Source organism: Bacillus sp. JNUCC-22, assembly GCF_018861275.1.
In the GTDB taxonomy this organism is placed as follows: Bacteria; Bacillota; Bacilli; order Bacillales; family Bacillaceae; genus Bacillus; species Bacillus velezensis.
The window spans coordinates 740,491-764,856 of the sequence record NZ_CP076408.1; the positions used below are offsets into that span (position 1 = coordinate 740,491).

The 24,366-nt window shown below is 51.3% G+C and carries 14 protein-coding genes and 2 pseudogenes; 12 read left to right on the forward strand and 4 right to left on the reverse strand.

The window, feature by feature from the left end; genetic code table 11:
- Positions 1-29 precede the first annotated feature (29 nt).
- On the reverse strand, positions 30-1,586 hold the full coding sequence (locus JNUCC22_RS03800; protein WP_015239364.1) for an ABC-F family ATP-binding cassette domain-containing protein: 1,557 nt from the start codon (positions 1,584-1,586) through the stop codon (positions 30-32).
- A gap of 171 nt (positions 1,587-1,757) precedes the next feature.
- Here JNUCC22_RS03800 and JNUCC22_RS03805 point away from each other — a divergent pair, with 171 nt between their 5' ends.
- Together JNUCC22_RS03805 and JNUCC22_RS03810 are read left to right on the forward strand one after the other, a co-directional pair.
- Positions 1,758-2,888: a DEAD/DEAH box helicase gene (locus JNUCC22_RS03805; protein WP_072588885.1), complete on the forward strand. Its 1,131-nt coding sequence runs from the start codon at positions 1,758-1,760 to the stop codon at positions 2,886-2,888.
- A gap of 74 nt (positions 2,889-2,962) precedes the next feature.
- A pseudogene (locus tag JNUCC22_RS03810) lies at positions 2,963-3,408 on the forward strand (N-acetyltransferase family protein).
- A 54-nt stretch (positions 3,409-3,462) separates the two neighbouring features.
- On the opposite strand, the gene JNUCC22_RS03815 reads toward JNUCC22_RS03810, so the two are convergent.
- Positions 3,463-4,482, reverse strand: coding sequence for an NADP-dependent oxidoreductase (locus JNUCC22_RS03815; protein WP_007408963.1), 1,020 nt, complete (start codon positions 4,480-4,482; stop codon positions 3,463-3,465).
- A gap of 127 nt (positions 4,483-4,609) precedes the next feature.
- Positions 4,610-4,960 carry a DUF3212 family protein gene (locus tag JNUCC22_RS03820; RefSeq protein WP_050551736.1) on the reverse strand — a complete coding sequence of 117 codons (351 nt, stop codon included), beginning with the start codon at positions 4,958-4,960 and terminating at the stop codon, positions 4,610-4,612.
- Positions 4,961-5,150: 190 nt separating this feature from the next.
- Here JNUCC22_RS03820 and JNUCC22_RS03825 point away from each other — a divergent pair, with 190 nt between their 5' ends.
- From JNUCC22_RS03825 to JNUCC22_RS19475, 5 genes and pseudogenes are all read left to right on the forward strand, one after another.
- The gene (locus tag JNUCC22_RS03825) at positions 5,151-5,498 is read left to right on the forward strand and encodes a YflT domain-containing protein (RefSeq protein ID WP_003155650.1); all 348 of its coding nucleotides are present in this window, start codon (positions 5,151-5,153) and stop codon (positions 5,496-5,498) included.
- Between the two features lie 163 nt (positions 5,499-5,661).
- The gene (locus JNUCC22_RS03830) at positions 5,662-6,927 is read left to right on the forward strand and encodes a pectate lyase (protein ID WP_216062141.1); all 1,266 of its coding nucleotides are present in this window, start codon (positions 5,662-5,664) and stop codon (positions 6,925-6,927) included.
- Positions 6,928-7,051: 124 nt separating this feature from the next.
- Positions 7,052-8,488, forward strand: a complete 1,437-nt coding sequence (locus tag JNUCC22_RS03835) for an anion permease (RefSeq protein WP_007408966.1) — start codon at positions 7,052-7,054, stop codon at positions 8,486-8,488.
- Between the two features lie 106 nt (positions 8,489-8,594).
- Positions 8,595-9,293, forward strand: a complete 699-nt coding sequence (locus tag JNUCC22_RS03840; RefSeq protein WP_025284405.1) for a hypothetical protein — start codon at positions 8,595-8,597, stop codon at positions 9,291-9,293.
- A 114-nt stretch (positions 9,294-9,407) separates the two neighbouring features.
- Positions 9,408-9,788 (forward strand): annotated as a pseudogene (locus JNUCC22_RS19475) (NTTRR-F1 domain); the annotation flags it as partial.
- Here the strand turns inward: JNUCC22_RS19475 and JNUCC22_RS19480 are convergent.
- Entirely contained in the window at positions 9,746-16,507 is a 6,762-nt protein-coding gene (locus tag JNUCC22_RS19480; RefSeq protein WP_252729757.1) for a DUF4573 domain-containing protein, read from the reverse strand. The pseudogene JNUCC22_RS19475 and the gene JNUCC22_RS19480 overlap by 43 nt on opposite strands.
- Positions 16,508-17,051: 544 nt before the next feature.
- Between JNUCC22_RS19480 and JNUCC22_RS03850 the strand changes: the two genes are divergently transcribed.
- From JNUCC22_RS03850 to JNUCC22_RS03870, 5 genes are all read left to right on the forward strand, one after another.
- Positions 17,052-19,421, forward strand: a complete 2,370-nt coding sequence (locus JNUCC22_RS03850; protein WP_252729723.1) for an exosporium glycoprotein BclB-related protein — start codon at positions 17,052-17,054, stop codon at positions 19,419-19,421.
- A 184-nt stretch (positions 19,422-19,605) separates the two neighbouring features.
- Complete coding sequence (locus JNUCC22_RS03855) at positions 19,606-21,210, forward strand: sensor histidine kinase (RefSeq protein WP_216062143.1); 1,605 nt, start codon at positions 19,606-19,608, stop codon at positions 21,208-21,210.
- On the forward strand, positions 21,207-21,887 hold the full coding sequence (locus tag JNUCC22_RS03860; RefSeq protein ID WP_012117060.1) for a response regulator: 681 nt from the start codon (positions 21,207-21,209) through the stop codon (positions 21,885-21,887). Before JNUCC22_RS03855 ends, JNUCC22_RS03860 begins: the two co-directional genes overlap by 4 nt.
- A 12-nt stretch (positions 21,888-21,899) precedes the next feature.
- Positions 21,900-22,862, forward strand: a complete 963-nt coding sequence (locus tag JNUCC22_RS03865; protein ID WP_076425491.1) for a tripartite tricarboxylate transporter substrate binding protein — start codon at positions 21,900-21,902, stop codon at positions 22,860-22,862.
- Positions 22,863-23,054: 192 nt separating this feature from the next.
- On the forward strand, positions 23,055-24,353 hold the full coding sequence (locus tag JNUCC22_RS03870) for an Mg(2+)/citrate complex secondary transporter CitM (protein WP_150941060.1): 1,299 nt from the start codon (positions 23,055-23,057) through the stop codon (positions 24,351-24,353).
- The last annotated feature ends 13 nt before the right edge of the window (positions 24,354-24,366 follow it).

A 24,366-nucleotide genomic window follows, 5' to 3' on the forward strand; every position in this document is an offset into this window, starting at 1 on the left:
TCCGCATGGGCGGGAGTTCCTTTTTGTGTTTACAGCACTTTCGTCGTCCAAGATTCACAATTCCATGTTTCCGTCGCGATATCCATGTAGAACTCGGGTTCGTGGGAAATCAGCAGAATGGAGCCTTTGTATTCTTTCAGCGCGCGTTTCAGCTCTTCTTTCGCATCGACATCCAGGTGGTTTGTCGGTTCGTCAAGCACGAGCAGGTTTGTTTCTGAATTGATCAGCTTGCACAGTCTGACCTTCGCTTTTTCTCCTCCGCTGAGAACGGAGACGCGGCTTTCAATGTGTTTGGTCGTCAGTCCGCATTTGGCGAGGGCGGCGCGGATTTCGTACTGGGTAAAGGAAGGAAATTCGCTCCACACTTCTTCGATGCACGTATTGTTATTGGTTTCTTTCACTTCCTGCTCGAAATAGCCCGTGTATTGATGCTCGCCCCGTTCCACCGTGCCTTCCAGCGGCTGGATTTCACCGAGCAGGCTTTTTAACAGCGTCGTCTTCCCGATGCCGTTTGCGCCGTACAGGGCGACTTTCTGCCCGCGCTCCATTCTGAGATTGAGCGGGCGTGACAGCGGAGTATCGTAGCCGATGACTAAGTCCTTCGTTTCAAAAATGAGCTTGCCTGACGTTCTCGCAGGCTTGAAATGGAATTCCGGTTTCGGTTTTTCGGCCGCCAGTTCGATCATATCCATCTTATCAAGCTTTTTCTGGCGGGACATCGCCATATTTCTCGTGCTGACCCGCGCTTTGTTGCGGGCGACGAAATCTTTCAGTTCAGCCACTTCCTGCTGCTGTTTTTTATAGGCGGCTTCGAGCTGCTGTTTTTTCACTTCGTAGACTTCCATAAACTGATGGTAGTCACCGACATAACGCGTTAGCTCCTGGTTTTCCACATGATAAATCAAATTGATCACGCTGTTTAAAAACGGAATGTCGTGAGAAATCAAGATGAACGCATTTTCATATTCCTGCAAATAGCGTTTCAGCCATTCAATATGCTGTTCATCAAGGTAGTTGGTCGGTTCGTCCAACAGAAGGATTTCCGGTTTTTCCAAAAGCAGTTTGGCGAGCAGCACTTTCGTCCGCTGTCCGCCGCTTAAATCAGTGACGTCGCGGTCAAGTCCGACATCCTGCAGGCCGAGGCCGCGGGCGATTTCTTCAACTTTGCTGTCAATCACGTAGAAGTCATTGTTTGTCAGGGCGTCTTGAATGACACCGACATCTTCAAGCAGCTGCTGAAGCTCATCAGGGTCCGCTTCGCCCATTTTGTTGTAAATCTCATTCATTTCCTCTTCCATCGCAAATAAGTAATGGAACGCATCTTTCAGCACGTCGCGGATCGTTTTTCCTTTTTCAAGCACGGTATGCTGATCGAGGTAGCCGACGCGCACGTTTTTCGCCCATTCAACTTTACCCTCATCAGGCTCAAGCTTTCCGGTAATAATATTCATAAACGTTGATTTACCTTCGCCGTTTGCTCCGATTAAGCCGACGTGCTCCCCTTTTAAAAGACGGAACGATACATTGTTAAAAAGCGCACGGTCACCGAAGCCGTGGCTTAACTCTTTTACGGATAAAATACTCATCATTACACCTCTATCGTTATCAGACACGCTTTTTTTATCATGTGTCTTTCTCATTTATGATTATAAAGGAGGAGACCGTTTGTTAAAAGGCTTGGAAGGAAAAAGAAAATTGCGTTTGGCGCGTGCATTTGAGATACTATGGAGTAGATTTTAAGAATTGAGGAGAACGACATGACCCAAACATGGCCATTTTTACAGCATACACAACCATTTATCGCCGAAAACTGGGAGGCCTCAGGCTTTCAGGAGCCGACCGTCATTCAGGAAAAAGCCGCTCAGGTGATTATGGACGGGAAAGACGTCATTGCCGAATCCCCGACGGGAACGGGAAAAACATTGGCGTACACGCTTCCGGTTCTGGAGCGGATCAACCCGGAACAGAAACATCCGCAAGTGATCATTTTAGCACCGTCCCGTGAGCTTGTGATGCAGATTTTCCAAGTGATTCAGGATTGGAAAAAAGGCTCCGATCTTCGCGCTTTGTCTTTGATCGGCGGGGCAAACGTGAAAAAGCAGGTGGAGAAGCTCAAAAATAAACCGCATATCATTGCGGGCACACCGGGCAGGGTGCTCGAATTGATTCAGGCGAAAAAGCTGAAAATGCATGAAGTCAAGACGATCGTTCTTGATGAAGCGGATCAGCTCGTGACACAGGAACACCGCGAAACGATGAAAAAAATCATTAAAACGACGCTGAAAGACCGACAGCTTTTAAGCTTTTCCGCTACGCTGCAGCCGGAAACAGAACAAGTGCTGAATACCATCGCGCACGAACCGGCCGTTTTGAAAGTGGAGCGGAATACGGCGGAAAAAGCGCGCGTCACACATCAATATCTCGTCTGCGATCAGCGGGATAAAGTAAAGCTATTGCAAAAGCTGTCACGGCTGAACGGCATGCAGGCGCTCGTGTTCGTCAGAGATATCGGAAATTTAAGCGTCTATGCGGAAAAACTCGCCTATCACCACGTGGATCTCGGCATTCTGCATGGAGAAGCGAAAAAAATGGAGCGGGCAAAGATATTATCAGCGTTTGAACGGGGAGAATTTCCGCTGCTTCTGGCCACTGACATTGCGGCGCGCGGACTCGATATCGATGATCTTCCGTACGTCATTCACGCGGACATCCCGAATGAAGACGGGTACATTCACAGATCAGGCCGGACGGGGCGGGCCGGTAAAGAAGGAACCGTACTCAGTCTTGTCACGCCGATGGAAGAATCCAAATTGAAAAAAATGGCCAAATCACTCGGAATCGAGCTGAAAGAGGCCGTTTATTCAGGCGGAAAATTATCTGAGAAATAAGAAACGGAGGGCGGGAAGCCCTTCGTTTTTTTTTGTTGTAAAATAATAGAAAAGGTTCAGGCGGGGGCGGGAAGATGGTTTCAATAGACAGATTTCAAATATTGAAGGAACGTGAGCTGAAAATACTTGAACACTGGTTTAAGAACGATAATATCAGACGGAGAATGGATGCGATGCTGCCATTAGACGCGTGGTATGCACGATTGAATAAAGATGAAGACGATACTGTCATTATGGCATATGACGGGGAGTGTCCGGCAGGCATGGTCTCTATAGAGTTTGTGGAGGAGCGGCGTATATCGGATTGATCGTCAATCCTTTGTACCAGCTTCAAGGGTACGGAAAACAGATCTTGCAAAAACTGCTGACTGACCCTGATGTTAGTAGCGTGCGGGAATGGGCGGCAAACATCGAAAAAGACAATCAAATCAGTTTAGCCTGCTTTCAAGCAGCGGGATTCACTTTGGAAGATACGGAGCCTGATGAAGACGGCTTTCTTACTTTGATTCTTCGCGGCTGATCCCAAATAAACAGAAAAGGAGGGGACAAAGCCCTCCTTTTTTTTATCATCATGTTAACTTAGATCACTGACTTTGATGATCTGTTTGCCTTTGTTTTCTCCTTTAAACAGGCCGAGGAACGCGTCAGGAATATGGCTGAATCCTTCCGTAATCGTTTCTTCATAATGAAGCTTTCCATCCTTAAGCCATTCGGCCAATTGTTTCGCACCTTCGGAAAAGCGGTCAGCATAATCACTGACGATGAATCCCTGCATCAGCGCTTTTGTTTTGATCAGCTTCGGCTGGACGCGGGGGCCCATGTCTTCTTCTTCACTTTCGGTATTGTACGATGAGATCGCTCCGCATACCGGAATGCGGGCGAATTCATTCAGCAGGTTTATCACCGCATCTGAAATCGGTCCGCCGACATTGTCAAAATAGACATCGACGCCGTCAGGACATGCCTGTTCCAGCGCTTTTTGAATATCATCCGCCGTTTTGTAATTAATGGCTTCATCAAATTGAAGCTCCTCTTTCAAATACGCGATTTTTTCATCAGATCCGGCGATGCCGACAACCCGCGCGCCTTTGATTTTGGCAATCTGTCCGACTGTTGAGCCGACGGCGCCCGCCGCGCCTGAAACGACGACGGTTTCGCCTTTTTTCGGACGGCCGATATCGAGCAGCCCGAAGTAAGCGGTCAGTCCGGTCATCCCTAAAATGCCGAGATACGCCTGGGCGGGTGCGATATCCGTATCCAACTTGCGGAGGGCGGACTCATTGACGGCTGAATATTCCTGCCATGCGAGATTTCCGATCACAACATCTCCTTTTTTCAGCTTATCGCCGTCTGTCAGAACCTCGGCAATCACTCCGCCTGTTATGGCTTCATCTAAAGCGAACGGCTCTACATATGATTTTGTATCTTGCATCCGTCCGCGCATGTACGGATCAACGGACACATAACTTGTTTTCACAAGCACTTCGCCGTCTTTCGGTTCGGGCACGGCAATCGTTTCAAAGCGGAAATCGTCATGGGCGGGAACGCCTTTGGGGCGTCTTGCCAATTGAATTTGCTGCTGATGATTCGGCATACTGAATCCTCCTTCAAGATAAGTGGTTGTTCCAAATGTAACACGAACCATTTCCCGATTACAAAATCAAACCGTCAGCGGCCATAAAAAAAGAAGGGCCAGGGCCCTTCTTTCCTTATATGCATATTTAATAGAATAACCGGTACACATCGGTGTTTTTCTCATGTTCCAAATATTCATAGGCATTTGTTTTTGAAGAATGAAGCATGTCAGCGGTAATCACGGGCTGAAGCGCGGTCAGATAAGAATTCAGCCTATTTTCAATTTCTGTCGGCAGAACGGATTCGATATCACCGATATTGATAATGATAGAGAAAACGAAATCGATATTAATATGAAAAGTATCTTCAGCAAAGGCCGTAAGCTCTTTTATTCCATCCGGGCAGCGGGTATGCCGGCGGAATACCTGCTTCACTAAATCACTGACAACCCAAGCGTTAAATCGCTGTTCCGGTGAAAAGTAATGAATAGGAACCACCTCCCTGCTTAATCGGCTCATGAAGATTTTTATTTTTCTGATAAAAGTTGCTTTTTCTACTGTAACATGTCCCGCCAGAAAATATCCACCGACAATCTGCCCGTTTTCCCACTGAACTCTCTTTCTTTTGTTTGATCCTTGATTGATCGGGTAAACATCCAATATACAAAACAAAAGGGAGGACTTATCAATGAAACCGGTAGTAAGAGAATATACAAATGATCAAAAACTGATGCAGGACGTAAAAGAGCTTCAGCAATTGGGTGTCGCAAAAGAAGACGTATATGTGCTTTCTCATGATGACGACAGAACGGACCGCCTGGCCGATAATACTGATGTCAATACCATCGGAGCGAAAGAAACGGGCATTAAACACGCAGTCGGCAATATGTTTAATAAAAAAGGCGACGAGCTCCGCAACAAAATTCACGAAATCGGCTTTTCGGAAGAGGAAGCATCACAATTTGAAAAGCGCTTAGATGAAGGAAAAGTTCTTCTGTTTGTCACGGATAACGAAAAAGTAAAATCATGGGCGTAAGCTGAACAGATCCCAAGGGGTTTTCGGTCCCTTGGGATTTTTTTGCGGTTTCCGCAATAAAACCGAAAGGCACATTCTGTACATTTTCGGTGCTGTTTCTCAACTGATTTGATACAATTCGATTGTAATAAATTGGAACAAAGAAACAGGAGGAGCACAATTCATGAAAAAAATGTTATTTATGCTGGCGGTTTGTTTATGTATGATCCCTGCGGACGTCTATGCCGCTGATCTGGGACGGCAGACGTTAGGAACAAATGACGGCTGGGGAGCCGCTTCCGGCGGGACAATCGGCGGCGCGAAAGCCTCTTCATCGAATGTATACACCGTATCAAACAGACAGCAGCTCGTTTCTGCATTAGGGGGAAGCGCCAACAGCACACCGAAGATTATTTACATACAAGGCACAATCAATATGAATACGGACGACCGCAATAAAACGCTCGGCTTTAATGATTATAAAGATCCGGCATATGATCCGAACGCCTATCTGAAGGCGTACGACCCGGACAAATGGGGAAAAAAAGCGCCGTCAGGCACCCAGGAAAACGCCAGACAGCGATCGCAAAAAAACCAGAAGGCACGGGTCGTGGTTGACATTCCTTCAAATACGACGATCATCGGCTCGGGTTCAAATGCCAAAGTGACAGGCGGGAATTTTAATATTAAGAACGGCGTCGACAATGTCATCATCCGCAACATTGAATTTCAAGACGCTTACGACTATTTTCCGCAATGGGACCCGACGGACGGCAGCAGCGGCAACTGGAACTCGGAATATGACAATATCACCATTAACGGCGCGACGCACATCTGGATCGATCATTGCACCTTTAATGACGGATCGAATCCCGACAGCGGTTTTCCCTACTATTACGGGAGAAAATATCAGCACCATGACGGCCAGACGGATATAGCCAACGGGGCGAATTATATTACATTGTCCTATAATAAATATCATGACCATGACAAAGGCTCCGTCATCGGAAACAGCGACAGTAAGACGTCGGATGAAGGAAAACTGAAGGTGACCATTCACCATAACTATTACCAGAACATCGTCCAGCGCGCACCGCGGGTCCGGTACGGGCAGGTTCATATTTATAATAATTTTTACGCAGGCTCTAAAAGCGCCGCATACCCGTTCAGCTATGCGTGGGGCGCGGGCCACGCGTCAAAAATATATGCCCAGAATAATGTCTTTGAAGTACCGGGGCTGGCTGCTGATAAAGTCATCAGCGTCTTCAGCGGCGGAAAAGCGCTTCATGAAGACGGCACTCTTTTAAACGGCGCCGCCATTAACGCGTCAGCCGCCAACAGATTAAGTCAGTCCGTCGGCTGGACACCGTCATTGCACGGTTCCATCGGCTCATCATCAAATGTAAAATCAGATGTTATATCTAAAGCCGGGTCGGGCATATTAAAATAAGAAACAAGAAACACAAAGGAAAATATTCCTTTGTGTTTTTTAATTAACAAAAACGTTTATTAACTTAGTTAAGTAGTAAAATGGGATAGGGGATGGAAGACAACAAAATAGGAGGAGACCTGTAATGGCTTCAGAAAAAGACGCAAAAAAACAGCAGGCAGTAAAAATCATTCCTTTGCTTATTACTGTTGCTGTGGGATTAATCATTTGGTTTATTCCCGCGCCGTCCGGACTTGAACCTAAAGCATGGCATTTGTTCGCTATTTTTGTCGCAACAATTATCGGCTTTATCTCCAAGCCCTTGCCAATGGGCGCAATTGCAATTTTTGCATTGGCAGTCACCGCGTTAACGGGAACGCTATCTATTGAAAATACGTTAAGCGGATTTGGAAACAAGACAATCTGGCTGATTGTCATCGCCTTTTTTATTTCCCGGGGTTTCATCAAAACCGGGCTCGGCGCCAGGATTTCTTACGTATTCGTACAACGGTTCGGGAAGAAAACACTCGGCCTTTCTTATTCACTGCTTTTCAGTGATTTAATTTTATCACCTGCCATTCCGAGCAACACGGCACGGGCGGGCGGCATTATTTTTCCTATTATCAGATCATTATCCGAAACTTTCGGATCAACGCCGGCAGACGGAACAGAGCGGAAAATCGGCGCTTTCTTATTAAAAACCGGTTTTCAAGGAAACTTGATTACGTCTGCGATGTTTTTGACGGCAATGGCGGCGAACCCGCTGATCGCCAAGCTGGCCCACGATGTCGCAGGGGTGGACATCACATGGACAAGCTGGGCAATCGCGGCCATTGTACCGGGATTGGCGAGCTTAATCATTACGCCGCTCGTCATTTATAAGCTGTATCCGCCGGAAATTAAAGAAACACCGGATGCGGCTAAAATCGCAACGGAAAAATTGAAAGAAATGGGTCCGTTTAAAAAATCCGAACTCTCCATGGTCATCGTCTTTTTATTGGTGCTTGCGCTGTGGATTTTCGGAGGAAGCTTAAATATTGACGCAACGACGACGGCCCTGATCGGATTATCCGTTTTGCTTTTGTCACAGGTATTAACATGGGAGGACATCAAAAAGGAACAAGGTGCATGGGATACGCTGACTTGGTTCGCGGCGCTTGTGATGCTGGCGAATTTCCTGAATGAGCTCGGCATGGTGTCTTGGTTCAGCAATATGATGAAATCTTCTGTTTCCGGTTTTTCATGGATTGTGGCATTTATGATTCTGATTGTCGTGTATTATTACACGCATTACTTCTTTGCGAGCGCAACCGCGCATATCAGCGCCATGTATGCGGCATTTCTCGCCGTCATCGTGGCTGCAGGCGCTCCGCCGCTGTTGGCGGCGCTCAGCCTGGCGTTTTTCAGCAACCTTTTCGGTTCGACAACGCATTACGGCTCAGGAGCGGCTCCGGTCTTTTTCGGAGCGGGTTATATATCGCAAAGCAAATGGTGGTCCATCGGCTTTATCCTGTCAATCGTCCATATTGTGACATGGCTTGTGATCGGCGGATTATGGTGGAAAGTATTAGGGTTATGGTAGAAGAAAAAGGCAGACTCAGGTCTGCCTTTTTTTTATTTCTGTAAGGAAGGGGAAGGGCCTGCACATGATGACTCCAGTACGAATAGAATATGGCCGGGGTGATAATATGAGCAGCGGCCGTAATCAATACATGATATTGAAACAGAAACCTTACAAATATATGAGCAGACATATGAAACGCCGGTATGAACAATTACCATGTGAACATGAAAGGCCGGAAACAGGGACAGAAAAACGGTTTCCGTCTTCAGATGAAAATCGATCTGCCTTGTGCGTACCCGGGCTGCGAGGTCCCGAAGGCAAAAGAGGACCCGCCGGCTCCCGCGGTCCGCAAGGGGAGGCGGGTCCGCCCGGTCCCCCGGGGCCTGAGGGGCCGCCGGGAGCGGTTCCTGCGGTAGCTTTTCAAAATACAGCAGACCAGATGATGATTCCGTTAGAAGGAACACCGATAAACGTGTTAAGCGCAGTGATAGCCGCGCCGACAGATCAATTGGTGAAAACGGATGCCGTCATACAAGTAAATGTGGAATTAGATCCGCTCGCGTCTCATTTCTCATTGGTCTTAGCTGTCGATCTGCAAAGAAATGGCGTATCGATACAAACACAGAGACAAGAGCGGAACCTCTTTTCTTCAGGCGGACAAATCATAGGAATTCCTTTTACGTACATCGACGAAATGAAGGCGGATGAAACAGCCGCGTACCAGCTCTATTTATCCGTCCTTTCTTCGAATTACGTAACACAAGTCGCAGCGGCAAACCGCTCCCTCATTGCGACGGGATTCCCCATTCAAGGATCGGATTAAGGTGATGAAAAGAAATCACCTTTTTTATTTAGATTGTCAAAACACAGCCCGTATTAATATGCTGTCTTAATAAGTAAGACGGTCAACAACGGGAAGGAGAGGGAAAAAGATTGAATGAATAATCCGATTATAAACGGAAGCTTTGAAACCGGCACATTAGCGGGGTGGAGTTCGGCAAATACCCAGATTAACAGTTTGTTTGCACATTCAGGGAGATATTCTGCGCAATTTATTGGAGCTCAGCCATATGCTTACCTCAGTCAAATCGTTCCAATTTCAGCCAAGTCAGTGACTCTATTCGTATCACTCGCAACGCTCGGAAATGAGCCAAGTCCCCAAGTAACTCTCCAGATCATCTATGTCAGCGCAGCAGGTGAACAAATCAGTTCCATTCAAGAAAATATTACACCCGGAAATTTGCCGAACGTGCTCTTTCACACATGGTCTGAAATCTATAAAACAAGCAGTGTGCCTTCTGGCGCGGCCTCTGCCGTCATTGTATTAAGTAAAGTTTCTTCCGGCACGGTTTTAATAGACGACGTTTCATTGGCGCAAACCGGGGGTGAACCTGGCGTAACGGGAATTACAGGTCCCACAGGAGTGACGGGCCCCACTGGAGTGACCGGAGCAAGAGGAGCGACCGGAGTAACCGGAGTAACTGGAGCTACCGGCTCGACTGGTGTAACAGGAGCAAGAGGAGCAACCGGAACCACGGGCTCAACTGGAGTGACTGGAGCAAGAGGAGCGACTGGGTCGACTGGAATGACTGGCTCAACCGGAGTAACAGGGGCGACGGGAGTAACTGGAGCTACCGGCTCGACTGGTGTAACAGGAGCAAGAGGAGCAACCGGAACCACTGGCTCAACCGGAGTGACTGGAGCAAGAGGAGCGACCGGAGTGACTGGTGCAACGGGAGCAACCGGAACTACGGGCTCAACCGGAGTGACTGGAGTAACAGGAACAACTGGCTTGACCGGTCCAACAGGAGCGACTGGTGTAACTGGTCCAACCGGAGTAAGCGGGTCAACAGGAATAAGAGGCGCAACGGGATCAACAGGCCCCACCGGAGTAACGGGTCCAACTGGATCGACAGGAGCGACTGGGGTAACGGGTGTAACCGGGGGAACGGGAACAACCGGACCGACAGGCGCAACCGGCTCAACTGGTGCGACGGGATTAACTGGAGAAACAGGCGCAACCGGGGGAACAGGTCCAACGGGTGTAACAGGAGAAACCGGTTCAACAGGAGTGACTGGTGTAACAGGTGCAACCGGAGTAAGCGGGTCAACAGGAATAACAGGCGCAACGGGATCAACAGGCCCCACCGGAATAACAGGAGCAACAGGATCGACAGGAGAAACCGGAGTAACGGGATCAACAGGTGCAACTGGAGTGACTGGGGCAACCGGAGTAACTGGCTCGACCGGGGATACCGGAGCTACTGGCTCAACCGGAGTGACTGGAGCAACAGGAGAAACCGGTGCGACGGGAGTAACCGGCCCAGCAGGAGTAACGGGATCGACAGGATCGACTGGGGTCACGGGTGTAACCGGGAGAACGGGAACAACAGGAGCGACCGGAATAACAGGCTCGACCGGTCCAACGGGGGAGACTGGACCAACGGGAGTGACAGGTACAACCGGAATAACAGGGGAAACTGGGGCGACAGGTATAACTGGAGAAACCGGCCCAACCGGCCCAACAGGTGTAACTGGGGAAACAGGTCCAACGGGATCAACTGGTATAACTGGAATAACCGGCTCAACAGGCGCAACAGGTGGAACCGGAGTAACCGGAACGACTGGTGCAACGGGCTCAACAGGATCAACGGGGGTAACTGGAGCAACCGGCTCAACAGGCGCAACTGGTGTAACCGGTTCAACCGGAGCGACTGGCGCAACGGGATCAACTGGAGTAACAGGAGTAACAGGCCCAACCGGCCCAACCGGTGCAACGGGTGTGACTGGAGCAACGGGAGTAACTGGGGCGACCGGAGAAACCGGAGCAACAGGAATAACAGGCCCAACCGGATCGACCGGAGCAACGGGAGCAACGGGAGCAAGAGGAGTAACCGGAGTAACGGGAGTAACTGGCCCAACAGGAGTAACTGGGGCAACGGGAGAAACCGGCCCAGCAGGAGTAACGGGATCCACAGGAGTAACAGGTTCAACCGGCGCGACTGGCTCAACTGGCTCAACGGGAGAAACCGGCTCAACCGGAGTAACGGGTCCAACAGGAGTAACCGGTCCAACCGGCCCAACTGGAGTAACAGGAGCGACTGGTGTAACTGGGGCAACAGGAGTAACCGGTCCAACCGGCCCAACTGGAGTAACAGGAGCGACTGGTGTAACTGGGGCAACCGGAATAACAGGTCCAACCGGGCCAACAGGGTCGACAGGTTCAACTGGTTCAACCGGAGAAAACGGTGTAACAGGATCAACCGGCCCAACCGGAGCAACTGGTGTGACTGGCCCGACTGGGGTCACGGGAGCGACAGGAGAAACCGGTGCGACGGGGATAACAGGAGCGACTGGCTCAACCGGAGTGACTGGCTCAACCGGAGTGACTGGAGCAACAGGTGTAACAGGATCAACCGGCCCAACCGGGGCAACGGGGGTAACTGGAGAAATCGGCTCAACGGGAGAAACCGGTCCAACCGGATCAACAGGTTCAACCGGAGAAACCGGAGCGACTGGTGTAACAGGGTCAACAGGAATAACCGGTGTAACTGGAGCAACAGGAGTAACCGGGGCAATGGGAGAAACTGGCCCAACAGGAGAAACTGGGGCAACGGGAGAAACCGGCGCAACCGGTGTAACGGGAGAAATCGGCCCAACAGGCTCAACCGGACCAACCGGAGAAACGGGTGCAACAGGATCGACAGGCCCAACCGGCTCAACGGGCTCAACGGGCTCAACGGGAGCAACCGGATCAACAGGTGCAACTGGAGTGACTGGGGCAACGGGGATAACAGGTTCAACCGGAGCAACTGGCTCGACCGGGGATACCGGAGCTACTGGAGAAACCGGCGCAACCGGAGTAACGGGATCAACTGGGCCAACGGGGATAACAGGAGCGACTGGCGCAACCGGAGCAACTGGTCCAACTGGTGTAACGGGAATAACTGGTGTAACAGGACTAACTGGCTCAACCGGTGCAACTGGGGTCACGGGCTCAACCGGGATAACAGGTGCAACTGGAGCGACAGGAGCAATTGGTTCAACCGGACCGACTGGCTCAACGGGAGAAACCGGCCCAACAGGAGTAACAGGTGCAACCGGTTCAACAGGAGCGACAGGGTCAACGGGGATAACCGGAGCGACTGGCTCAACAGGAGAAACCGGCTCAACCGGAGCAACGGGAGAAACCGGAGCAACAGGAATAACAGGCCCAACTGGTTCAACAGGAGCAACAGGCTCAACCGGAGAAACTGGCTCAACAGGAACAACCGGGGCGACGGGAGTAACCGGAGCAACAGGAGTAACAGGCTCAACCGGTGCAACGGGATCGACAGGCTCAACCGGCCCAACCGGTGTAACGGGAGTGACTGGGTCAACGGGGATAACCGGAGCGACTGGCGCAACAGGGGTAACAGGTTCAACCGGAGCAACTGGTCCAACTGGAGTAACGGGAATAACTGGTGTAACAGGACCAACTGGAGCAACGGGAGCAACAGGTTCAACCGGAGAAACCGGCGCAACAGGATCAACAGGAGAAACCGGAACCACGGGCTCAACCGGAGTAACTGGGGCAACGGGAGTAACGGGATCAACAGGACCGACTGGAGAAACCGGTGCAACTGGAGTTACTGGTGCAACTGGAGTTACTGGGGCAACCGGCCCAACAGGTGTAACAGGAGAAACCGGAGCAACTGGAGCAACGGGTGTGACTGGAGCAACGGGGATAACAGGAGCAACAGGCGCAACAGGAGTAACCGGTGCAACAGGATCGACAGGAGCGACCGGGCCAACGGGAGAGGCCGGTCCAACCGGCTCAACCGGAATAACAGGTTCAACAGGAGCGACCGGAGCAATTGGTTCAACCGGACCGACAGGCTCAACGGGAGCAACCGGCCCCACCGGAGTAACGGGTCTAACTGGTGTAACGGGATCGACAGGAGCGACTGGGGTAACGGGAGTAACCGGCTCAACTGGTGCGACGGGATTAACTGGAGAAACAGGCGCCACAGGATCGACAGGTCCAACCGGCGCAACAGGGCCAACAGGTTTAACAGGATCAACAGGAGCAACCGGAACCACGGGCTCAACTGGAGTAACAGGGGCGACTGGAGAAACCGGCGCAACAGGGGCAACGGGGGTAACTGGAGAAATCGGCCCAACGGGAGAGACCGGTCCAACGGGATCGACAGGCCCAACTGGCTCAACCGGTGCAACTGGAGAAACAGGCTCAACTGGCTCAACCGGCGCAACCGGAGTAACGGGTCCAACTGGCGCGACTGGCTCAACAGGAGAAACCGGTGCAACTGGATCGACTGGCGCAACCGGTCCAACGGGTGTGACTGGAGCAACGGGAGAAACCGGCTCAACCGGCGCAACGGGTGCATCCGGGGCGACCGGCGCAACGGGAATAACAGGAGAAACCGGAGCAACAGGATCGACTGGGGTAACTGGTGTAACCGGATCAACAGGCTCAACTGGTTCAACGGGAGTGACAGGAGCAACCGGAGAAACTGGCTCGACCGGGGATACCGGAGCTACTGGAGAAACCGGCCCAACCGGAGTAACAGGGGCGACAGGAGAAACCGGAGCGACTGGCCCAACCGGAGCAACTGGGGCAACGGGGGTAACTGGAGCGACCGGTCCAACCGGAGTAACAGGAACAACCGGCTCGACTGGAGTAACAGGTCCAACAGGTGTAACAGGTTCGACCGGAGAAACCGGCCCAACTGGAGAAACGGGACCAACCGGAGCCACGGGAGTAACAGGAGCCACGGGAGTAACTGGTTCAACTGGAATAACCGGATCGACCGGTCCAACCGGTCTAACCGGCCCAACAGGTGTAACAGGAGAAACCGGAACCACGGGATCAACCGGAGTAACTGGGACAACGGGAGAAACCGGTGCAACTGGAGTGACTGGAGCAACGGGGTTAACCGGAGCAACAGGCGCGACGGGCCCAACCGGTGTGACTGGACCAACAGGGATTACTGGCTCAACAGGAGAAACCGGCGCAACGGGCTCAACTGGAGTAACTGGAGCGACCGGTGTAACTGGGTCAACAGGAATAACCGGACCGACTGGCTCAACGGGAGAAACCGGAGCAACAGGGTCAACTGGTGTAACGGGAGTGACTGGTTCAACCGGAGCGACTGGGGTAACTGGTATAACCGGGGGTACGGGAACAACCGGCCCAACTGGAGCAACGGGGATAACAGGAGCAACCGGCCCAACCGGAGCAACGGGGATAACCGGCGCGACCGGTATAACAGGTCCAACTGGCTCGACCGGGGATACTGGAGCTACTGGAGTAACTGGTGCAACAGGAGTGACTGGGTCAACCGGAGAAACCGGAGCGACCGGTGTAACAGGGTCAACAGGAATAACAGGAGCAACCGGCTCAACAGGTTCAACCGGAGCAACCGGCCCAACTGGGGTCACGGGCTCAACTGGTGTAACAGGTCCAACTGGATCGACAGGATCGACTGGCGCAACGGGCTCAACTGGAGTAACAGGAGCAACTGGCGCAACGGGCTCAACTGGAGTAACAGGAGCAACCGGAGCAACCGGCCCAACTGGAGTAACAGGTTCAACGGGAGAAACGGGACCAACCGGAGCCACGGGACCAACCGGAGCCACGGGAGTAACTGGTTCAACTGGAATAACCGGATCGACCGGTCCAACCGGTCCAACCGGTCCAACAGGTGTAACAGGAGAAACCGGAACCACGGGATCAACCGGAGTAACTGGGACAACGGGAGAAACCGGTGCAACTGGAGTGACTGGAGCAACGGGGATAACCGGAGCAACAGGCGCGACGGGCCCAACCGGTGTGACTGGACCAACAGGAGAAACCGGAGCAACGGGCTCAACTGGAGTAACCGGCGTGACTGGATCAACAGGGGTTACTGGCTCAACAGGAGAAACCGGTTCAACGGGTGTGACTGGAGCCACAGGAGTAACGGGATCAACAGGAGCCACTGGAGTGACTGGGGCAACGGGGATAACCGGAGCGACTGGCGCAACAGGAGTAACAGGTTCAACCGGAGAAACGGGTCCAACAGGAGTAACAGGGGCGACTGGAGAAACTGGCCCAACAGGAATCACGGGTCCAACAGGAGCCACTGGGGTAACGGGATCAACAGGTGCAACTGGAGTGACTGGGGCAACGGGGATAACCGGAGCGACTGGCGCAACAGGAGTAACAGGTTCAACCGGAGAAACGGGTCCAACAGGAGTAACAGGGGCGACTGGAGAAACTGGCCCAACAGGAATCACAGGTCCAACAGGAGCCACAGGAGTAACGGGATCAACAGGCGCAACAGGAGTAACAGGTTCAACCGGAGAAACGGGTCCAACTGGTGTAACAGGACTAACTGGAGCAACGGGAGTAACAGGCCCAACCGGTCCAACGGGTGTGACTGGAGCAACGGGTGTGACTGGAGCAACTGGAGTAACAGGAGTAACGGGTGCAACCGGAGTAACAGGTCCAACAGGCTCAACCGGATCGACCGGAGTAACAGGCCCAACCGGTCCAACGGGTGTGACTGGAGCAACGGGTGTGACTGGAGCAACGGGTGTGACTGGAGCAACTGGAGCAACCGGAGTAACAGGAGCAACGGGAGTAACAGGAGCAACCGGAGTAACGGGAGCAACGGGAATAACGGGTGCAACCGGAGTAACAGGAGCAACGGGAGTAACGGGATCAACCGGAGTAACTGGTTCAACCGGAGTAACAGGAGCAACCGGAGTAACAGGAGTAACGGGATCAACCGGAGTAACCGGGGTGACTGGCCCAACTGGAGTAACAGGAGTAACGGGATCAACCGGAGTAACCGGGGTGACTGGCCCAACTGGAGTAACGGGATCAACCGGAGTAACAGGAGTAACAGGAGTAACTGGAGTAACAGGAGTAACGGGATCAACCGGAGTAACCGGGGTGACTGGCCCAACTGGAGTAACGGGCCCAACCGGACCAACCGGCGCCACAGGCAGTACACCAACCTTGCTCTTCACAAGAACCAACGGGCCGCTCACTGTTTATCCGCCGTTAAATACAGAAGTTCCCGTTGCTACGCTGGCAGTCCCGGTTAATGCTTTGCAGAATGTAAAGCTTGATTATGCACTCAGTGTCGCGTTAACAACTGCAGCCAATTCAAACTTTGTTTATGAAGTGAGATTATATAGGGGAGCAGTGCAAATTCATACAAGAACTCTGTCGCGAACCAGTACTCTCGCAGCTACGGATAGTTTTTCGATTGCTGATACAACAGTGGATACAGCACCGACCGCAGGAACAAATACGTACCAGCTGAGAGTTATTTTCACAACTGCGAATAATATAACAACAGCGACAGCTCTCAATATCGATTTTAACAGCATTCGTTTCCCGACAACCTAATGACAACAGCAGTCTGATATTTTAAAGATGAAAGACCTGACTTATGCAAAGTTAGGTCTTTTTTTCTGTAAATGCTGCATGATGCAGCCTTAAAGAACATTTAAAAATTTGCCCAATAGAAGTGGGATTTTGCCACACCTTTTTTTCTTGTGGAAATATTATGCAAATAGAGGTGGTGTAATGAGAAAAGGAGATACTTGGTATAACAGATACGACTCTTGGGATTACGACTGCCGGAATAGTAATGAGTGTTGCTGTCATTTTCAACATAAAAGAAGAAATCAAAGGCGCAGTTATCAAAATCGGGCCCATTGCTGTGAAGAATTCTGTTGCAAAACTTCTTGCTGTCATGAAAGATGGTGTCCATGCTGTCATCCAAATCATTTTCATGTAAGAGGATTCACCGGAGCAACGGGGCTGACCGGAGCAACGGGGCTGACCGGAGCAACGGGGCTGACCGGAGCAACAGGGCTGACTGGAGCAACGGGGTTTACTGGAGCAACGGGATTCACTGGAGCAACGGGCTCGACCGGGAATACCGGAGCGACTGGGGTAACCGGCGTCACTGGAGATCCCGGCGCGACTGGAGCAACCGGCGCCACGGGAGTAACGGGAGCAACGGGAGTAACAGGCTCGACCGGAGCAACCGGCGCGACTGGAATAACCGGTGCCACCGGGGTAACGGGAGCGACCGGGGATACTGGAGCAACCGGAGTAACCGGCGCCACTGGAGTAACCGGAGCGACCGGAGTAACAGGTGCAACTGGGGTAACGGGAACAACCGGAGTAACCGGCGCAACTGGGATCACCGGCGCCACCGGGGTAACGGGGGCAACTGGGGTATTAGGAGCAACCGGAGTAACCGGCGCAACTGGGATAACGGGAGCGACCGGAGTAACCGGCGCAACTGGGATAACGGGAGCGACCGGAGTAACCGGCGCAACTGGAATAATGGGAGCGACCGGAGTAACCGGAGATACTGGAGCGACCGGGGTAACGGGAGCAACCGGAGTAACCGGCTCAACCGGAGTAACAGGAGCCACTGGTGTAACGGGAGCAACAGGGTTAACAGGAGCAACCGGGCTCACCGGAGTAACAGGTGCTACCGGTGTAACCGGGGATACTGGAGTAACTGGAGCAACCGGGATTACCGGGGCCACCGGGGTAACGGGAGTAACAGGAGCGACCGGAATAACGGGCGCCACCGGGGTAACAGGCGCCACCGGGGTAACAGGCGCCACCGGAGTAACAGGCTCAACAGGAGTAACGGGGGTAACCGGGGATACGGGAGCCACTGGGATAACGGGAGCAACCGGAGCAACGGGGGTAACCGGGGATACGGGAGCCACTGGGATAACGGGAGCAACCGGCGCAACTGGAGTAACGGGAACAACCGGAGTAACAGGCTCAACCGGAGTAACCGGCGCCACCGGAATAACCGGAGCAACCGGGGGAACGGGAGTAACAGGAGCAACCGGGGTAACCGGAGCTACTGGATCGACCGGAATAACGGGAGCAACGGGAGTAACAGGCTCAACCGGAGTAACCGGCGCAGCTGGGATAACGGGAGCCACCGGGGCAACAGGAGTAACCGGAGCAACCGGGATAACGGGAGTAACCGGGCTCACCGGCGCCACCGGGGCAACAGGAGCAACCGGAGCCACCGGGGTAACGGGAGCCACGGGAGTAACTGGAGCAACCGGAGTAACCGGAGCAACAGGAGCAACCGGGATCACCGGAGCCACTGGAATAACCGGAGCAACAGGAGCGACAGGAATAACGGGAGCCACCGGAGTAACCGGAGTAACCGGAGCGACCGGAGTAACAGGAGTAACCGGAGTAACCGGAGTAACGGGATCAACTGGAGTAACAGGAGCCACCGGAGTAACAGGAGCGACCGGAGTAACAGGCTCGACCGGAGCAACCGGAGATACTGGATCTACCGGAATAACGGGTGCAACCGGAGTAACGGGAGCCACAGGTGCAACTGGGGTAACGGGAACAACCGGAATAACCGGCGCAACAGGAGCAGGCGCAATCATTCCTTTTGCTTCAGGTCTCCCAACTGCCGTGACGACCATTGCCGGCGGATTAATCGGAACGGTGAGCCTTGTCGGGTTCGGCAATTCTGTGACGGGCGTCAATGTCGGAGGGGGAGGCGCAATTGATCTTACAGGAGCCGGAGGAACTCTGCTGAACTTTGCTTTTTCTGCTCCGAGAAGCGGAACCATTACATCAATTGCCGCTTATTTCAGTACAACCGCAGCATTGTCGCTTGTCGGCTCGACTGTTACGATAACCGCACAATTATACAGTTCCACAGTGCCGAACAATACGTTCACGCCGATCCCCGGAGCATCCGTCACTTTAGCTCCTCCCCTCACCGGCATATTGTCAATCGGCAGCATCAGCAACGGAATCACGACAGGGCTGAACATTGCGGTAACTCCTCAAACCCGGCTGTTAATGGTATTCTCCGCCACTGCGACAGGCCTTTCGCTTATTAATACAGTGGCGGGATATGCAAGCGCGGGAGTTACGATTTCCTGATAGATTGCCAGACTGACTTCGGTCAGTCTTTTTTATGTGTTATATCAATTGTGTAAAAGTAAATATATATCTATCATCACCTTTTTGGTAAGCCACAAGAGAAAAAGATCACGAAAATTCTCAAAAATGAGAAATGAAGATTTAAAAAATGGTATGATTTTAGGAGGAAAGGACGGCTGGTGCTGTGTTGGAAGCGAAGCGGTTTTATGTCTCTCTGCAAATGAAAATCGCCGGATTAATTACGGCTTTATTAATACTTGTCATCGGAACGCTCACGGTTATATTTGCCTTTCAGCAATTAAAGGAAGGGCAGAAGCAGGCTGAACAGCTGGCGGTGCAAACGGCAAAAACCATTTCATACATGCCTCCTGTAAAAGAGGCGTTCCGGCTTGCGGATCAAGAGGCTTTTACAAAGTTAGATGTCATTGAACAAATGAAAGAACAGGCAGGCGCGCACGCCGTCTACATCACTGATCAAAAAGGGCATGTTGCATTTCATTCGGCCCGAAGCAGTATTCCGAAAGAAAATCAAAATCTGCAAAATAAAACCATCATGTTCGGCGGGTCACCGGTTTCCGACGGAATGAAGGCTGTCCGGGGGAGCGCCCCGGTTATTTTGGAGGAAAAAAATCATAACGAAGTCGTCGGAACGGTGACAGTCGAGTTTTTACAAGATGAGATAGAAAAAGATATGAAAGCGCATCTGCGGCATTTAGGCTATTTTGCATGTTTGGTGTTTCTTATCGGCATCGGGGGAGCGGCGGCGCTCGCAAAAAGCATCCGTAAAGATACACTCGGCCTTGAACCGCATGAAATTGCAGCGCTGTACAGGGAGCGCAATGCGATGCTCCTTGCGATTAAAGAAGGGATTATCGCCGTAAACAAAGAAGGCGCGGTAACCATGATGAATTTATCTGCGGCTGATATGCTGAATCTGCCGGAACCGATGATCGGAAGGCATATAAAAGAAATCATGCCGGGCGCAAATCTCATGCCGGTGTTGGCAGGGGGAGAATTACCGCCGAACGTGGAGGTGCGTGCCGGAAATAAAGTATTTATCTTAAACGTGAAAGAAATGAAGCAGACCGGACAAGTATACGGAGCGGTGATCAGCTTCCGGGAGAAAACAGAGCTCAAGAAACTGATTAACAAGCTGACTGAAATGAAAAAATACTCGGAGGATCTCCGGGCGCAAACGCATGAATTCTCGAATAAGCTTTACGCGATACTCGGTCTGTTAGAGCTGGGAGAATATAATGAAGCCATTGAACTGATAAAAGAAGAGTACGCCATCCAGAATGAACAGCACGAAATCCTCTTTCAAAACATTCATTCACAGCGGGTTCAGGCCATACTATTAGGAAAAATGGGAAAGGCGTCTGAGAAGAAAGTGAAGCTTTCAATAGATGAAAACAGCTTTTTAGAATCGCTGCCGGAGCATGTGGGTTCATCTCAGCTCATTACGATCATCGGAAATCTTATTGATAACGCTTTCGAAGCCGTCGCCGAAAAAGAGAAAAAAGAGGTCGCCTTTTTTATGACCGATATCGGCAGGGATATCGTCATCGAAGTGGCGGATTCAGGAGACGGCGTGCCTCAGGAAAAAACAGAAACCATATTTGAAAAGGGCTACTCTTCAAAGGGGACGAGGAGAGGATACGGCTTAGCCAATCTGAAAGAAGCCGCCAGTGAATTGCAGGGATCGATAGAGATTTCGCAGCAAAAGAGCGGCGGTGCCGTATTTACGGTGTTTATACCGAAAGAAACGCCAAAGGGGGAATCGGTGTGATTAACATCGCGATTGCAGAGGACGACTTTCGAATAGCGCAAATTCACGAAAAATTTATCGAACATCTGGATGGATTCAATGTCATCGGTAAAGCAATCAATGCCAAAGACACCATATCGCTGCTTGAGAAACGGCAGCCTGATCTGCTGCTTTTGGATATTTATATGCCGGATGAGCTGGGAACAGATCTGCTTCCCCTTATCCGAGGCCGTTTTCCTTCCGTTGATATCATCATTATTACGGCTTCTGCCGAAACAAGACTGCTGCAGGAAGCGCTCAGGTCAGGCGTTTCCCACTATGTTATAAAGCCGGTGTCGGCACATAAATTTACAGAAGTGCTTTTGCAGTACCGGGAAAAAAGAGAATGGCTGCACTCACAGCCGGAGCTGAGCCAGTCCGTTATCGACATGTTTTTCGGAAGCGGTCAGAAAGAACAAAAACAGCTCAATGATCTGCCGACCGGGATTAATTCGATTACACTTCAAAAAATCAAAAACGCGCTCAGGGAAGCCCAAAAAGGGATGACGGCCGAAGAACTGGGCGAAAAAATGGGCGCCTCCAGAACAACGGCGCGGCGCTACGCCGAGTTTCTCGTTTCTCAGGAAGAAGCGCTCGCTGAATTAGAGTACGGCATTATCGGCAGGCCGGAACGGAAATATTATTTAGCACATGAATAAGGGATGGGAGAAATGAAGCGGTTGGGAGTGCTTCTTGTCATGCTGGCGGCGCTGGTTTCTTTTGACGGACGGCAGATGGCGGGCATCCGTTCAGCCGAAGGGCCGGTTGAAATTGTCGTCCCGGCAGCGCCTCAAGGGGGCTGGGACGTAACGGCAAAAGCTTTGCAATCGGTAATAGAGCGGAAGCAAATATTAGGCCGGCCCGTAAAGATCGTCTATAAACCCGGCGGAGGCGGAGACAGCGGCTGGAAATATGTAAACGAACGAAAAACGGATGTCATCAGTATGAATTCAAGCCTGCTGTTAAGCAATGAAATTTTGGGACAAAGCCGGCTGAAGGCAGCTGATTTTACGCCTTTGGCCATTATCGCAAAAGAGTGGCAGACCGTCGCTCTTCCGAAGGATTCAAAGATAAAAAGCGGAAAGCAGCTGCTCGGCGATATTAAAGCACATCCGGGCGGCATAAAAATCGGATTTGCGCCCGGCCTCGGAAATGATGACCAGCTCTCCTTTGCGAGAGCGGCGGAAATGGCCGAAATTTCTCCGTTTGATATCCGCTTTTTTCAATACGGGAGCAGCAATGAAGTCATTGAAGCTCTTATCAGCCACGAGATAGACGCCGCTTCAATGACCATTTCAGAAGCGAGAGACGCCTATCGGAAAGGGAAAATCACATTGGCGGCCGTTACGTCGGACAAAAGGCTCTCCGGCTTCAGCGATGTGCCGACATGGAAAGAGCAGGGGGTGCCGTTTGTCTTTGCGCACTGGAGAGGCATCATGGGGCCGAAAGACATGACCGAAGGCGAGATCGCCTATTGGGATCAGGCTTTGAAACAGATTACCTCATCCGCGGAGTGGAAGCAAATGTTGAAAAAACGGGATTGGGAGAGCTTTTATAAAAACAGCAGCGGCGCAAAACGCTTTTTAGAAGAGCAGACCGAGTTTTATAAAGAGATGATGAGCAGCGAAAAATAAGCCTTCCGCATATTTGCGGGAGGCTTTTTATTTATAAATGAACAAAATGAACGAAAAGGTTATAAAAAATTAAAAATCTTTAAAATCCAAAATATTTACTTCAATATCCAATTCTCATAAGATAGCAAAAAGGCGGATAAAGGGGATCGGGCCTTTAAAATGTAAGCGTATTCATGATAAGGGGGACATACTGTGTTAGCAATCTTAGGCTTTCTTATGATGCTTGTTTTTATGGTACTGATTATGACAAAACGGCTTTCAGTGTTAACGGCGCTCGTATTAACGCCGATCGTGTTTGCGCTGTTTGCCGGGTTTTCTTTTAACCGGGTCGGCGAGATGATGATTTCCGGGATTGAACAGGTGGCGCCGATTGCAGTCATGATTATGTTTGCGATTCTTTATTTCGGCATTATGATTGATACCGGTTTATTTGATCCGATGGTGTCGCGTATTTTAAAGCTGGTTAAAGGCGACCCGCTCAAAATTGTAGTCGGAACAGCCGTTTTAACCATGCTTGTCGCACTGGACGGAGACGGCTCGACGACGTATATGATTACGACAAGCGCAATGCTGCCTTTGTATATCATGCTCGGAATCCGTCCGATTATTTTAGCGGGAATCGCCGGTGTCGGCATGGGTATCATGAACACGATACCATGGGGCGGCGCGACGCCGCGTGCGGCGAGTGCGCTCGGCGTTGACCCGGCAGAGCTGACGGGGCCGATGCTGCCTGTCATTGCCAGCGGAATGGTGTGTATGATTGTGGTCGCTTATGTACTCGGAAGGATGGAAAGGAAACGGCTCGGGGTGATCGAATTAAAGCAGCCGTCCCATACAAATGAAACGGCTGCGTCTGCGGAAGATGAATGGAGGCGGCCGAAACTGTGGTGGTTCAATTTGTTGTTAACGCTTTCTTTAGTGGGATTTTTAGTGTCAGGAAAAGTGAATTTAACCGTGCTGTTCATCATTGCGTTTTGTATCGCGCTGATTGTCAACTATCCGAAGCTTAACGATCAAAGGGAGCGTATTTCAGCCCATTCGAGCAATGTGCTTGCGATCGGTTCGATGATTTTTGCCGCAGGCGTGTTTACCGGAATTTTAACGGGGACGAAGATGGTTGATGAGATGGCCATTTCCCTCGTATCGCTTATTCCGGAACAGATGGGGGGATTTATTCCGGCGATTGTTGCCTTAACGAGCGGTATCTTTACGTTTCTGATGCCCAATGACGCCTATTTTTACGGCGTTCTGCCCATTTTGTCCGAGACCGCCGTGGCGTACGGTGTAGATAAGGTGGAAATCGCCCGCGCTTCGATCATCGGCCAGCCGATTCATATGTTAAGCCCGCTCGTGCCGTCGACGCATTTATTAGTCGGGCTTGCCGGGGTCACGATTGATGAACACCAGAAATTTGCGATGAAATGGGCGGTGCTTGCCGTTATCGTCATGACGGCCTTTGCGCTCATCATCGGCGCAATCACGATTTTTTAACATAAAACACCCG

Coding starts and splice junctions, on each gene's coding strand:
- JNUCC22_RS03850 (WP_252729723.1), top strand. CDS start 17,052: ATGAGAAAAGGAGATACTTGGTATAACAGATACGACTCTTGGGATTAC.
- JNUCC22_RS03835 (WP_007408966.1), top strand. CDS start 7,052: ATGGCTTCAGAAAAAGACGCAAAAAAACAGCAGGCAGTAAAAATCATT.
- JNUCC22_RS03865 (WP_076425491.1), top strand. CDS start 21,900: ATGAAGCGGTTGGGAGTGCTTCTTGTCATGCTGGCGGCGCTGGTTTCT.
- JNUCC22_RS03800 (WP_015239364.1), bottom strand. CDS start 1,586: ATGAGTATTTTATCCGTAAAAGAGTTAAGCCACGGCTTCGGTGACCGT.
- JNUCC22_RS03815 (WP_007408963.1), bottom strand. CDS start 4,482: ATGCCGAATCATCAGCAGCAAATTCAATTGGCAAGACGCCCCAAAGGC.
- JNUCC22_RS03805 (WP_072588885.1), top strand. CDS start 1,758: ATGACCCAAACATGGCCATTTTTACAGCATACACAACCATTTATCGCC.
- JNUCC22_RS03825 (WP_003155650.1), top strand. CDS start 5,151: ATGAAACCGGTAGTAAGAGAATATACAAATGATCAAAAACTGATGCAG.
- JNUCC22_RS03830 (WP_216062141.1), top strand. CDS start 5,662: ATGAAAAAAATGTTATTTATGCTGGCGGTTTGTTTATGTATGATCCCT.
- JNUCC22_RS03840 (WP_025284405.1), top strand. CDS start 8,595: ATGAGCAGCGGCCGTAATCAATACATGATATTGAAACAGAAACCTTAC.